Genomic DNA, 11,849 nt, shown 5'->3' with positions numbered 1-11,849 from the left:
CGGCGTCCTGAACGTGAGGCGGGGTGACGGTCAGTGCGTCGGGGTTCGCGCGGCCCGGCGGGTGTACTGGTCCGGGGAGGTGCCCACAGTGGCGGTGAAGTCACGGACGAGATGGGACTGGTCGCTGTAACCGAGTTCGGTGGCCAGTGCGGCCCAGTCGATGGACGCCCGGCGCATGGCCGCCTCCGCGGCTTCGTGGATCCGGCACCGGTTGATGACCCACTTGGGGCTGAGGCCCACATGATCGGCGAACAGCCGTTGCAGCTTGCGCGTGTTCATTCCCAGCCGATCGGCGAGATCGCCGACTCTGGTCAGCGACCTGTCGGCGACGATGAGGCCGACCACGGTGTTCAACGGCCCGGTCGCGGGCAGCGGTTGTGCGTCCAGGGAACGGAGAAGGCTCTCGACGACGGCCGTCGACCCGTTCACGTCGTCGGCCCCGGCCAGTACACGCGCCGTGTCGTCGGCCTCCGCGCCGAACACGGCCGACGCCGCGAACCGCTGCCCGGCGACGGCGGACACCCGGCCACGCAGAAAGGGCCGGAATCCCGCTGGCCGGAATTTGACGCCGAAGACCTGGCCGCGGCGCTCCAGCCGTCGCACGAACTCGTGCGGCGAAATGGCCTCGATCGTGGCGGCACCGGCCTCGAACACCAGATGTACGGCAGCGTGCGGGATCACGCGCTGCTCGTAGGACTCCCCGTCCGGCATGTCCCAGCGAACGACCCAGTAGCAGTCCACCGCCCAGGCCAGGTCGGGTGAGGGCAGGTGCCGGGTCAGCTCGAAGTGCTCGAATCCGGTGCGGGGGTCGACGATGCCGCGGGTGTCCTGATCGGTCTGCCGGGTCACGGAACCATGCTAACGAGGCCGCCGTGTCGTGTTTCTTCAAGACTGCGTCCCCGGCCCCGCCTAGGCTCCGGCCATGAGTGAAGTCGATCTCCTTGCGGGTGTGCTGTCCAAGACCGGCGACGTCATCAAGGGAGTCGGAGCCGAGCAGCTGAGCCTTCCGACGCCGTGCGACGACTACGACGTCGAGGCTCTGATCAACCACATCGTCGGGTGGCTCCTCGTATTCGAGGCCGGCGCCCAGGGCCGGTCCCACGACGCCGACGCGGCAAACCACCGATGCGGTGCCGAGCCCGCCCGCGAGTTCCGCGCCGCCGCAGCCGGTGTCGTCGAGGGCTGGGAGAAGCACGGCTTCGACCGTCAGGTCACCGTCACGGGCGGCGAAATGCCGGGCGGAACGGTGTTCAGCATGACCGTCATGGAGTACCTGACCCATGGATGGGACCTGGCGGTCGCCACCGGGCAGCCGATTCCCTACACCGACCAGGAAGCGGCAGAAACCCTCGCCCGCGCGGAGGCCACCCTGCCGCCGCAGTACCGGGGCGAGAACATGCCCTTCGGTCAGATCGCTCCGGTCGACGCGGACGCGTCGGCCGTGGACCGGCTCGTGGCGTTCCTCGGACGCCGGCCGGTGCCGTCTCCGGCGAGGTAGCCGCTCTCCGGACACGGCCCACGGCCATGCGGCAGCGGAACGGCCCGGCTCGGTCCGGCCGGGAGTACCCTGGAGATACCGAGGACAATTCGTGCATCCGCTTTCAGGCCGGTGCCGCTCTCGGCGATTCACGACACCGGGCCGGTCATGACCGGCCCGGGGCAGGGTTCGCGTCATGACCGCGACCATTCAGTACACGTCCGCGGTCGAAGACCGGACCCCTTCTTCGTTGCCGCTCCGACTCATGCTGGCGCCCGCCGGCACCTCTCCGGCTCTGGTCGACGGTGCATGGTGGCCCCGCTCCCGCGACCTGACGGCGGAACTGCCGTCGCTGACGGCCGTACTGGATCCGTTGTGGGGCCGGATCACCCGGGTCACCGTGAACCCCACGTTCTGGCCGGTCGTCCCGCACAAGGTGCGCGTCGCCGGGCATCTGGTCCATGTCGGCTGGTTCAAGGCCGAACAGGACCCCCATAAGCTCCTGCTGCTCTCCTACACGACCGGCCGCTGGGACCTGCTGGTGATCCCGCCGGAAACCGGTCCGGCCACAGCTGCCCGGCTGATGACCGCAGCCGCCGATCCCTTGCGGGTCCTCACCGCGAGCGGCCTGATGCGGGAGGCGGAGTTCTTCCGGATCGCGGCCGAGACCGACTGGGACTCGACCCGGGAACTGGTCTGGGACTCCGAGGGTGGCCAGGGCGCATCTCCCCGGATGCCGGCCGCCCGACGAGCCGTTCCCGAGGGAACGGCCCCGGGCGGAGGGGCGTGAAGACCTTCGGCACCAAGGGTTGCCGGCTCCAGCAGGTGATCTCCAGACAGGTGGCAACTCATGACTGCCGACGAACGTACCCCGGGGCTTCTCCTGCTCCTGGCGGACACCGGTGATCAACCGGTGCCTGGTAGTGCTGTTCTGCGGATGGAGACGACCTCCAGCCGGGCCGGGTTCTTCGACGGCGCCTGGTGGCCGCGCTCCCGTGACATCAAAAGCCAGCTGCCCGACCTGATCGACGCGCTGACGGCCAGGCTGGGCCCCATCGCGCGGGTCGGCCTCGACGCGAGTGCCTGGGACGAAGCCCCGGGACACCTGGTCATCGGCGACCGCAGGATTCGTATCGACTGGTCCGCAGTCGACGACAGCACAATGATCATCACCCGCGGCCGTCAGGACCACTTCTCGTTCCTGGTGATCCCGCCGTACGCCTCTGCCTCGGCCGCACACACCGCGATGACCATGGCCGTACGGGACGGTAACTGCACATCGGCGGAGCAGATTCTCGACGCCGCCGGCATCGTCGCCGCGTAGCCGGGAGGCAATACATAACAACGACCCCGGCAATACGCACCGGGGCCGCCCTTCCGGGCCGTGCACGTGAGCGTGCACCAACGGGATATTCGCGTCATAAGGCGTCAATGGTGCGGGCTGGTGGACTGAAGCGGCGCGGGCCCGTCATCCCCGCCCCACATGCTGCTCCGTATTTCGCAACACCGCTGCCCCGACCGGTTTCTCCCACGTGCGGGTGGTGCCCGCGACTAGCCTCCGAACATGCTGCGTATCGCCGACACCCGCACCGGTCACCTCGTGGAGATCCCCGCCGCACCCCGCCGCCTGCTGCGCAGCTGCGTCCATCTGCCGGCCGTCGGCACCGGGGCCGGTCCGGTGTACCTGCGTGTGCCGCTGGTCGGCGACGTGCTGGCGCGCGCCGCGGAGCTGAACGGCCTGCAGGTCGTCACGGTTCTCACCACCCCGGACCTGACGCACGATCAGACCCGGGCGCTCGACCGCGTCATGACGGTGTTCGGCATCCATCCACCCCTCGTCGTCGCAGGCCACCATCCGGACGGGGCACTCGGCGGCCCCGCCGACGTGCACGTGGTCGCCCAGGGCGCCGACACGGACGACGCCATGGGCGGGGTCCGGATCGATGTGGGGCAGGTCAGTACGGCGCCGCTGGACGATGGTGTCCCGGACCCCGGCCACCTTCTCTCCCCGGATCGTCCGGACGTACTCGTACCGGAGGTCGCCGATCCACTGGCCGTGCGCCTGCTGTTGCTTGGCCGCCCCTACGGCACACCTGTCACGGTCACCGGTGGAGCGCTGGCCGATGCCCGGCGCACACTGCGGCAGTGGCGTCAGCAGGTGGCCGACTGGGCGCAGGAGCCGTCCAGGCCGATCCCCGCCGACCTGCTGCGACAGTCGCATGCAGCGCTCGTCGACGATCTCGGTGTCGACGCCGTACTGGATCTGCTGGCCGATGTGGCGGGACGGTCCGATGTGCCGGCCGGTGCCAAGTTCGAGACCTTCGCCCATCTCGACCGCGTCCTCGGCCTGGACCTCGTCCGCGACGTCGGCCAAGAGAGCCGTCCGTAACGGCCGACGGCCCCGGTGAACAGCCGCGACGGGACCCCGAGCACCTTCACGCAGGAGGTCCACCGCGTACGGACCCGCGTCAATGAGGGCTGCGAAACCGTGCCCATGCTCTGCGGCCTGTGTGTAGCACGCGTAACGGCCACCGTACGCGGAGGGCGATGAACGCGCCTTGCGACGCGCGGCCCGAGCGTGCGGACACCTCCTCGACGAGAAGCCCGCCCCCGATCGCCTCTGGCCGGCCCTCTCTCACCCGGGACCGCATCGGGACACGGCCGTCGGTGCTGGTGCGGCCGCTGGAAGCCCGCCGAGAACGCGTTCGACGGCTCTTCGACGGCCGCCCGACCGGCGGACGGGTTCGGGCTGCACAGCCCGCCGAAGAACCCGTCGGCCGATAGGAACTTCACCCGATTCCCGACAGACCCGGCGCGGTGACCGGGGGCGGCAGCCGTCGGGCGAGCTGCTCGGCGACCGCGATGACGGTGCGGTCGCCGAGGTAGGGGCCGATGATCTGGACGCACAAGGGGAGTCCGTCGTCGGTCCGTCCAGCCGGGACGACGGCGGTGGGGAGCTTGACGTGGCTGGTCAGGTTGCCCATGCGGTCTGGTCGTAGTACGGGCGCCTTACGCCGTCGACGGTGATGTACCGGTCGGAAAGGGGCGTCGAGGTCTGATCGAGGACCGCCGCGGTGGGGGCGGCCGGGGTGATCAGGACGTCATGGGTGGTGAAGTAGTCGGCCCAGCGGGCGCGGAGCTTCTCCCGTGCCTCGTGGGCGCGGAGCCAGTCGCGGTGCCGCATGGTGCGTGAGCGCAGGTAGAGGGCGCGGGCGGGCTGGTCGTCGTTGCAGAGCGGGTCGGCGGCATCGGCTTCGTCCTGGAAAGCGGTGTCCGGGACGGTCGCGGTACTGGTGGCATACATCAGGGACTGGAACAACCGGTCGGAGGCGGCCATGTCCACGGGGCGGGTGGAGTCGTCGACAGTCGCCCCGGCTGCGCGGGCGAGATCCGTGACGTGGTCCACAAGGGTGCGGGTGGCGGTGTCGACGCGGCAGTGCGGGTCGTCGGACCAGATGCCGATCCGGTAGTCGCCCAGTCGCCCAGTCGGCCGTGCCGAGGGCTGGGCAGGTCGATTCGCCAGGCGGGAGCGTCGGCGGAGGCGGGCCCGGTGAGCACGTCCAGGAGCAGGGCGAGTTCGTCGGCTGTGCGGGCGATCGGGCCGGGAGTGAGCATGTCGCTGGAGGTGAGCCGGCCCGGCAGCCGTGGGCTGTGGCCGCGGGAAGCGATGATGCCGTGGCTGGGGCGCAGGGCATACACGCCGCAATAGTGGGCGGGCAGGCGCAGGGAGCCGCGTGTCCGGCCGGTGCGCGCCAGGTACGCATCCGCCTCGTCGGCGGCCTTGCGGGCGCGGTCGGCGTCGAGGGTCACGACGGCGTTCAGGTCGGGATTGGTCTTCTCGTGGTGCTTGAGCAGCAGTTCGAGGAGTTCCCGGCTGGAGACGCGCCGCTCGCGCAGATACGTGGAGCGGGCGGTGAGGATGGGCAGCAAGTAGCCGATCTGGGTGAAGCTGGCGCCCACGTCGCCGCAGATCCACGCGTACGGCTCCAGGTGCTGGACGTTGAAGTGGAGCACCGGGCCGAGGATCACACCGAAGCGGATGGCGCTGTACCCCAGGGTGACCGTCGCACCGATGGTGACGAGGCACAGCCCGTAGAGGACCGACCGGTCCTCCGCGGCACGCGCGTACCTCCAGCAGCCGCGGGCGAGGTAGAGCTCGGCAACGGTGTACGCGATGAGGTAGAGCGCCAAGTACCACTGGTAGTAGGGCTCGTGGGCGTAGTACAGGGAGAAGTCGACGGGCCGCTGCACCGCAGGGGCGAGCAGGAAGAACAGGACGGTCAGGCCGACGACGACGGTGCAGCCGCCCAGGATGAGCACGCCGGTGCGGCGGCCGGCCTGTTCGGGCGGCATGGCCCAGTGGGCGAGGACGACGCCCTGGCCGACAAGGACGGCGATCACACAGCTGTGAGCGAGGAGAGCAGCGATGTTGGGGACACCGAATACGTGGTCGATACGGATCCACACCGGTGTCAGCGAAATTGCGAAGCTGAGGGCGGAGAACAGATATGTGAGGCCCAGCGCCACCAGGGCGGGATCGCGGCGTGCTCCGCCCAGGTCGCGCAGGAGGAGCGGTAATCCCGCACCGGCGATCACCAGACTCAGGGAGTGAAGTAAGTCCTTCAAAGCCGCTTGCTGCCTCCTTTCCGCAGAAGAGTCCGCGCTATTCGGTTCATCTCGGGACGGGCCGGTTCAGCCGTCGGCAAAGGACGTGCGCTCGCGTCCTGGTGTCACCCCGGCTTCCCCCGATTCCCCGAGCATGTCCCTTCCCCTGTCCGGTTCGCTGCGCCCCTTGGGCCGTCCCCTTCGCGCGCCTCTGGGCCGACAGTGCCGGTCCTTGACAGAAGTCCGGCGGGTATCCGCTCAGCCGCAAAGTCCCGGAGAAGTCCCACGGACGCCGCCGCACCGCTTCCTCGCAGGCCAGGCAGAGGGCGGCGGCGTTCGCCCGTCAGATGTCGCGGAAGATCTCGATCTGCGCGCCCACCGAGTTGAGCCGCTCCGCCAGCTCCTCGTAACCGCGGTTGATGACATACACATTGCGCAGTACGGAGGTGCCTTCCGCCGCCATCATGGCGAGCAGCACCACCACGGCGGGCCGCAGCGCGGGCGGGCACATCATCTCGGCGGCGCGCCAGCGGGTCGGGCCCTCGACCAGTACCCGGTGCGGGTCCAGGAGCTGCAGCCTGCCGCCGAGGCGGTTCAGATCGGTGAGGTAGATGGCCCGGTTGTCGTAGACCCAGTCGTGGATGAGGGTCTGACCGTGGGCCGAGGCGGCGATGGCCGCGAAGAAGGGCACATTGTCGATGTTGAGCCCCGGGAACGGCATGGGGTGGACCTTGTCGATCGGCGCCTCCAGCTTGGAGGGGCGGACCGTGAGGTCGACCAGCCGGGTACGGCCGTTGTCGGCGGCGTACTCGGTCGTACGGTCGCAGTCGACGCCCATCTCTTCCAGCACCGCGAGCTCGATCTCGAGGAACTCGATCGGCACCCGGCGGATCGTCAGCCGGGACTCCGTCACCACGGCGGCGGCGAGGAGGCTCATCGCCTCGACCGGGTCCTCGGAGGGGGAGTAGTCGACGTCCACATCTATGTGCGGGACGCCGTGCACGGTCAGTGTGGTCGTGCCGACGCCGTCCACGCGTATGCCCAGTGCCTCCAGGAAGAAACACAGGTCCTGGACCATGTAGTTGGAGGATGCGTTACGGATGACGGTCGTGCCGTCGTGCCGGGCGGCGGCCAGCAGCGCGTTCTCGGTCACGGTGTCCCCGCGCTCGGTCAGCACTATGGGACGGTCGGGCGTGACCGAGTGGTCTATCTGGGCGTGGTAGAGCCCTTCCGTCGCGGCGATCTCCAGCCCGAACCGGCGCAGCGCGATCATGTGCGGCTCGATGGTCCGTGTACCGAGGTCGCAGCCGCCCGCGTACGGAAGCTTGAACGAGTCCATCCGGTGCAGCAGCGGACCGAGGAACATGATGATGGAACGGGTCCGGCGGGCGGCGTCCGCGTCGATGGCGTCCATGTCGAGCCGGGCCGGCGGGACGATCTCCAGATCGACTCCCTCGTTGATCCACTTCGTCCGCACGCCGATGGAGTTCAGCACCTCCAGGAGTCGGTAGACCTCCTCGATGCGGGCCACGCGACGCAGCACCGTACGGCCCTTGTTGAGCAGCGAGGCGCAGAGCAGTGCCACGCACGCGTTCTTGCTCGTCTTGACATCGATGGAGCCCGAGAGCCGGCGCCCGCCGACCACCCGCAGGTGCATGGGACCGGCGTAGCCGAGCGACACGATCTCGCTGTCGAGTGCCTCACCGATGCGCGCGATCATCTCAAGGCTGATGTTCTGATTGCCGCGCTCGATGCGATTGACGGCGCTCTGACTGGTGGCGAGTGCCTCGGCGAGCTGACTCTGTGTCCAGCCCCGGTGCTGACGGGCGTCACGGATGAGCTTGCCTATGCGTACGAGATAGTCGTCTGACATGACGAAAGACTATCTCAGATATGAGATGAGGCCTGTGGTGGGGTGTGGTGTTCGGGTGACGGCTGCGTGTGGAGGCACGGCAGTTACGCAGCCTGATGTGCGTGAAAGGTGCGGGCTACGAGCGCGCCGTGCGTTCCATGGTCCACCGGGATCGCCGCGACGGCGCGCGGTGTACGTCCATCCGGGGGCGTCGGCCTCGCCACGGCCCCCACTCGCCGGGCCGAGCCGGGCCGGGCCGGGCCGGGGCGAGGCGGGCGGGGCGAGGCGGGGCCGGGGAACAGCACAGGCCTGACGGAAGCCTGGCGTCGAATCAGCCCTCGAAGCCGCCTTCGGCCAGGATCTTGTCGATACGGGCGCGATGCGCTTCCTCCCACACGCCGAGGGATTCGCCGGCCCCCTTGGCCACCTTCTTCCGGGCGTCGAGGAGCACCTGCTCCCGGCGGGCGCGGGGGGTGACCACGATGCCCTCTTCGTCGGCCACCACGATGTCGCCCGCGCCGACGCTCACGCCGCCGCACAGCACCGGGCCGTTGAGCGGCTCAACGGCCTTCTTGATGCCAGGGACGGGGATGACTCCCCTGGCGAAGACGGGAAAGCCCATCTCGCGCACCTCGGCGAGGTCACGAATCACCCCGTCGGTCACGAACGCCGCGATCCCACGGCGCTGAGCGACGGCGCAGACGTTTCCTCCGGCGAGTGCGTAGTCGACGCCACCTGCCTCGACGACGATGACCGAGCCCGGCTCCGCGCGGTGGATGGCCGCGTGCAGCATGAGGTTGTCGCCCGGAGGGCACCGCACGGTGAACGCCGGGCCGGCGACTCGCGGGATCGAGGGCCACAGGGGGCGGATGCCGATGTCCATGACCTGCTCGCGGCCCAGGAGATCGGCGAGGGTGGTCGGGGAGATGTCCTTGAACTCGGTGACGTCGATTGGGCCAACCATGAGGGGCCGTGCACGGTTCGGCTTCAACAGTCGAAAACTGACCAGCAGATGTCGTTGCGCAGCCGCTGGTCATCAAGTACGAGCTCGCGGATCGCCTCCGGGAGCTGATTGCGCTGCCACTGGCACTCGAGTCGTCCCGCAGTCTCGCTCTCGCCTTCCGGTGCTGCTGCACGTGCGGCCTTGATCGCGTAGGCGGCCGCGCCGAGATCGTGCGCGGCGACATGGGCGACGGCCCCGGCCTGGCCGGCGGCGTACGCGGCATGTCGTGCTGCCCCACGCAGGTCTCTGGCTGCCCCCATCGCATGGCCGCCCGCTGCGCGAGCCTGCATCATCTTGACCTCGCCACGTACCCAGGCCCGGGCATGCTCGATCGCCCGGCGCGGTCGCGGGTCCCCGGGCTGGGCCGACTCGAAGAGGCCAAGGACGTGCTCTGCACACGAGGCAGCCCATAGAGCGAGGAGACGGTGATCCGCATCAGTGAGAGTCCCACCACGGCGGATCGTCACGAAGCGAGGGTCGCGGACCTTCGGGAGGATCATGACGTGCACTCCCTCCTGCGCACATCGGCGTCGCTCGCTGCGGTGTGCCCTGGCGGCCGGTCAGCCGCCTGGCGCAGGGAATGATCCAGAGTGCTCATCAGCCGGGCGACACGACTGCTGTCGCTTGTCGCGGGCGGGTAGCGGCAGAGCACATCGATGAGCACCGGTGTCGCACGCTGCCGCGACCGTTCCAGCAGGGCATCCCCGATCGCGGGATCACCGCCCGCCTCCATCTCCCCGATGCGCGCAGCGCTCGCGCAGGCCCGCAGGATGTGGCCGACCTGGCCGGCCTGGGCGATGGGGTGCAAGTATGCGGCCGATGCGGCGTCGCCGGCGGATCGCGCGGCCAGTCGCGCGGCTTCGGAGGGCGCGGACCGGGCGGCTCGATGAGCGTCGAGCGAAGTGGCGCGCTGCAATTTCGTCCTGTTGGCACCGTTGATGAACGCCCAGGCCGCGTCGATCGCCGCACGGGGGCGCGGATCATCGGGAACAGCCTGCTCAAAGACCGACAGGACGTCCTCTGCGTGCCGAACCACGTAACGCGCCACGACGCGCAGTTCGTCCATCGTCAGATCGAAGTCTCCGGACATGGTGTGCGTGCTCTGTGCCATGCCCCTGGATCGTATCCTTGAACGCTCGGTGGAGACTCTGCGACGAATCCTCCGCTCACCCGCGTCGGAACCCTCAATCGGAGGTCACATGCGGCCCGTGGACCTGGCTCGTCGCCATGGCCTGTCCACGCAGGCGGTCCGCAACTACGAGGCCGCCGGCATCATCCCGCCGGCCCACCGCAGCCGGACGGGGTACCGGGACTACACCGCCACTCATGCCGCCGGCCTCGCGGCCTACCTGGCGCTCGCCCCTGCCTTCGGCTACTCGACGAGCCGACGCATCATGCATGCCGTCACCAGCGGCCAGCTCGACGAAGCACTGGAGTACGTCGACGACGGGCACGCGCTCCTGGCTCGCGACCGCAACACGCTACGAACCGTCGAAGCGGCGATCTCACATCTCGGAGCCGCCACCCCGGATACGACGGCCAGCACTCGGGTGCCGTACAGCATCGGTGAACTCGCCCGCCACCTCGCGCTCAACCCGGCCACTTTGCGAGCCTGGGAACGCGCTGGAGTCCTCACCCCACAACGTGACCCACGCACCGGGCACCGCCAGTACCTCGCGCAGGACGTGCGCGACGCCGAACTGGCGCACCTGCTGCGCCGGGGACGCCAGCCCCTGGGCACCATCGCCACCGTCCTCGGAGAACTTCGCGACGCCGGCAGCCTCGAAGCGCTGGCCAGGACCCTGGAAGGGTGGCGGCGCGACCTCACGTCCCGCGGAATGGCCCAGCTATACGCCGCCGGTCAGCTCTCCACCTACCTCGAAGCCTTGGGCCGATCCGCGAGAACCGGCTGAGCCCAAAGCACGAACCCCACTGACATTTCCGATGTCGGGACCACTGACATTTCCATGTCGGACGACAGACCTGCGGCGACTCTGTTAAATGACAGAATCTCGAACGCATCTGCGATCTGGGTCTTCTCTTTCGGATCACTCTCATGGGCGTGCGATAGGTTGCCTGCCATGACTGAACTCGGCCCCGTCACCTGGCCACCTGCCCCGTTAGTGACCGAACGGCTCGTGCTCCGCGAGTCCGAGGCCCGGGACCGTGCGGCGTTCATCGAGTTGTTCGCATCGCCAGAAGTGGGCACCTACATCGGTGGCCCTCGACCGCGTGATGAGCTCGAACGCGCGGTGCCTGAGGTGCCCGGGCGGCGCCCTGGCCTTTTCGTGATCGATCTCGAAGGAGCGATGATCGGCATGATCACGCTCGATCCGCGCAACGCAGAGCGTCCGGGGCACGTCCGCCCGGATGCCGGGGAGGCGGAGCTCGGCTACATGTTCCTGCCGGAGGCGTGGGGATGTGGGTACGCCGCCGAAGCGTGTGCAGCGGCACTCGACTGGTTCGCCGACGCGCTTCCCGGCGAGCCGGTGGTGCTCTGCACCCAGACCGCCAACGACCGCGCGATGCGCCTCGCGGCGAAGCTGGCGTTCACCGAGGTGGAGCGGTTTGAGGAGTACGGCGCCGAGCAGTGGTTCGGCGTGTGGCACTCGGTCACGCCGTCCGGTTGAGCTTGGACTGGGTGGCTTCGTCTCCAGGGCGGGGTCCCCGGTCCTGGTGGTGCTTGAGGTGGTAGCGGATGGATGCGTAGGAGACCGAGTAGTCGTGGTCGTCCATGAGCTTGGTCCAGATGCCCCTGACGTTGAGGTTGTCGGTGATCATGCTGTCGATCAGACCGATGAGCCTGCCTCTGAGCGGGTCCCTTCCCCGGGAGACTTCCCTTTCGGCTGGGCGTGAGGTGTCCAGCGCGAGACGGACTGTCCATCCCTCCCTTCGGAGGGAATCCCCGCCTT

General features: G+C 69.0%; 14 protein-coding genes and 1 pseudogene. 6 read left to right on the top strand and 9 right to left on the bottom strand.

Annotated features, from left to right (window positions below):
• Positions 1 to 30 precede the first annotated feature (30 nt).
• Entirely contained in the window at positions 31 to 849 is an 819-nt protein-coding gene (locus tag ACZ7IB_RS29835; protein ID WP_470916894.1) for an AraC family transcriptional regulator, read from the bottom strand.
• A gap of 73 nt (positions 850 to 922) precedes the next feature.
• On the opposite strand from ACZ7IB_RS29835, the gene ACZ7IB_RS29830 reads away from it, so the two are divergent.
• From ACZ7IB_RS29830 to ACZ7IB_RS29815, 4 genes are all read left to right on the top strand, one after another.
• Entirely contained in the window at positions 923 to 1,498 is a 576-nt protein-coding gene (locus ACZ7IB_RS29830; RefSeq protein WP_470916893.1) for a TIGR03086 family metal-binding protein, read from the top strand.
• A gap of 175 nt (positions 1,499 to 1,673) precedes the next feature.
• Positions 1,674 to 2,267 (top strand): DUF5994 family protein, encoded by a 594-nt coding sequence (locus tag ACZ7IB_RS29825; protein WP_470916892.1) that lies wholly within the window; start codon positions 1,674 to 1,676, stop codon positions 2,265 to 2,267.
• Between the two features lie 60 nt (positions 2,268 to 2,327).
• Positions 2,328 to 2,801: a DUF5994 family protein gene (locus ACZ7IB_RS29820; RefSeq protein WP_470916891.1), complete on the top strand. Its 474-nt coding sequence runs from the start codon at positions 2,328 to 2,330 to the stop codon at positions 2,799 to 2,801.
• Between the two features lie 240 nt (positions 2,802 to 3,041).
• Positions 3,042 to 3,866, top strand: a complete 825-nt coding sequence (locus tag ACZ7IB_RS29815; RefSeq protein WP_470916890.1) for a hypothetical protein — start codon at positions 3,042 to 3,044, stop codon at positions 3,864 to 3,866.
• A 400-nt stretch (positions 3,867 to 4,266) separates the two neighbouring features.
• Here ACZ7IB_RS29815 and ACZ7IB_RS29810 read toward each other — a convergent pair whose 3' ends face one another.
• The 7 genes and pseudogenes from ACZ7IB_RS29810 to ACZ7IB_RS29780 all read right to left on the bottom strand — a co-directional run bounded on the left by ACZ7IB_RS29810 (position 4,267) and on the right by ACZ7IB_RS29780 (position 10,048).
• Positions 4,267 to 4,461: a hypothetical protein gene (locus ACZ7IB_RS29810; protein WP_470916889.1), complete on the bottom strand. Its 195-nt coding sequence runs from the start codon at positions 4,459 to 4,461 to the stop codon at positions 4,267 to 4,269.
• On the bottom strand, positions 4,449 to 5,183 hold the full coding sequence (locus ACZ7IB_RS29805; RefSeq protein WP_470916943.1) for an amidase family protein: 735 nt from the start codon (positions 5,181 to 5,183) through the stop codon (positions 4,449 to 4,451). The genes ACZ7IB_RS29810 and ACZ7IB_RS29805 overlap by 13 nt, the downstream gene beginning before the upstream one ends.
• Positions 5,066 to 6,073 (bottom strand): annotated as a pseudogene (locus tag ACZ7IB_RS29800) (MAB_1171c family putative transporter); the annotation flags it as partial. The gene ACZ7IB_RS29805 and the pseudogene ACZ7IB_RS29800, both read right to left, overlap by 118 nt.
• A gap of 352 nt (positions 6,074 to 6,425) precedes the next feature.
• Entirely contained in the window at positions 6,426 to 7,955 is a 1,530-nt protein-coding gene (locus ACZ7IB_RS29795) for a helix-turn-helix domain-containing protein (protein ID WP_470916888.1), read from the bottom strand.
• Between the two features lie 310 nt (positions 7,956 to 8,265).
• A complete protein-coding gene (locus ACZ7IB_RS29790) occupies positions 8,266 to 8,898 on the bottom strand; it encodes an RraA family protein (protein WP_470916887.1) in 633 nt (210 codons plus the stop codon).
• Between the two features lie 23 nt (positions 8,899 to 8,921).
• Entirely contained in the window at positions 8,922 to 9,437 is a 516-nt protein-coding gene (locus tag ACZ7IB_RS29785; protein WP_470916886.1) for a putative immunity protein, read from the bottom strand.
• A complete protein-coding gene (locus tag ACZ7IB_RS29780) occupies positions 9,434 to 10,048 on the bottom strand; it encodes a putative immunity protein (RefSeq protein WP_470916885.1) in 615 nt (204 codons plus the stop codon). Before ACZ7IB_RS29780 ends, ACZ7IB_RS29785 begins: the two co-directional genes overlap by 4 nt.
• 88 nt (positions 10,049 to 10,136) lie before the next feature.
• On the opposite strand from ACZ7IB_RS29780, the gene ACZ7IB_RS29775 reads away from it, so the two are divergent.
• Both ACZ7IB_RS29775 and ACZ7IB_RS29770 read left to right on the top strand, forming a co-directional pair.
• A complete protein-coding gene (locus ACZ7IB_RS29775; RefSeq protein WP_470916884.1) occupies positions 10,137 to 10,850 on the top strand; it encodes a MerR family transcriptional regulator in 714 nt (237 codons plus the stop codon).
• A gap of 168 nt (positions 10,851 to 11,018) precedes the next feature.
• Complete coding sequence (locus ACZ7IB_RS29770) at positions 11,019 to 11,567, top strand: GNAT family N-acetyltransferase (RefSeq protein WP_470916883.1); 549 nt, start codon at positions 11,019 to 11,021, stop codon at positions 11,565 to 11,567.
• On the opposite strand, the gene ACZ7IB_RS29765 is transcribed toward ACZ7IB_RS29770, so the two are convergent.
• Positions 11,551 to 11,718 carry a hypothetical protein gene (locus ACZ7IB_RS29765; RefSeq protein ID WP_470916882.1) on the bottom strand — a complete coding sequence of 56 codons (168 nt, stop codon included), beginning with the start codon at positions 11,716 to 11,718 and terminating at the stop codon, positions 11,551 to 11,553. The two genes, ACZ7IB_RS29770 and ACZ7IB_RS29765, sit on opposite strands and share 17 nt — an antisense overlap.
• Between the last annotated feature and the right edge of the window lie 131 nt (positions 11,719 to 11,849).

The sequence above is a fragment of the Streptomyces sp. NPDC037301 genome, from assembly GCF_055602785.1.
The sequence above is the reverse complement of the archived record's forward strand: the minus strand, read 5'-3'. Positions and strand labels throughout refer to the sequence as shown.

Bases quoted from the DNA above. Each gene is read 5' to 3' on its own strand.
- ACZ7IB_RS29785 (WP_470916886.1), bottom strand. From the start codon at position 9,437: ATGATCCTCCCGAAGGTCCGCGACCCTCGCTTCGTGACGATCCGCCGT.
- ACZ7IB_RS29820 (WP_470916891.1), top strand. From the start codon at position 2,328: ATGACTGCCGACGAACGTACCCCGGGGCTTCTCCTGCTCCTGGCGGAC.
- ACZ7IB_RS29790 (WP_470916887.1), bottom strand. From the start codon at position 8,898: ATGGTTGGCCCAATCGACGTCACCGAGTTCAAGGACATCTCCCCGACC.
- ACZ7IB_RS29795 (WP_470916888.1), bottom strand. From the start codon at position 7,955: ATGTCAGACGACTATCTCGTACGCATAGGCAAGCTCATCCGTGACGCC.
- ACZ7IB_RS29770 (WP_470916883.1), top strand. From the start codon at position 11,019: ATGACTGAACTCGGCCCCGTCACCTGGCCACCTGCCCCGTTAGTGACC.
- ACZ7IB_RS29830 (WP_470916893.1), top strand. From the start codon at position 923: ATGAGTGAAGTCGATCTCCTTGCGGGTGTGCTGTCCAAGACCGGCGAC.
- ACZ7IB_RS29775 (WP_470916884.1), top strand. From the start codon at position 10,137: ATGCGGCCCGTGGACCTGGCTCGTCGCCATGGCCTGTCCACGCAGGCG.
- ACZ7IB_RS29815 (WP_470916890.1), top strand. From the start codon at position 3,042: ATGCTGCGTATCGCCGACACCCGCACCGGTCACCTCGTGGAGATCCCC.
- ACZ7IB_RS29810 (WP_470916889.1), bottom strand. From the start codon at position 4,461: ATGGGCAACCTGACCAGCCACGTCAAGCTCCCCACCGCCGTCGTCCCG.
- ACZ7IB_RS29825 (WP_470916892.1), top strand. From the start codon at position 1,674: ATGACCGCGACCATTCAGTACACGTCCGCGGTCGAAGACCGGACCCCT.
- ACZ7IB_RS29765 (WP_470916882.1), bottom strand. From the start codon at position 11,718: ATGATCACCGACAACCTCAACGTCAGGGGCATCTGGACCAAGCTCATG.
- ACZ7IB_RS29780 (WP_470916885.1), bottom strand. From the start codon at position 10,048: ATGGCACAGAGCACGCACACCATGTCCGGAGACTTCGATCTGACGATG.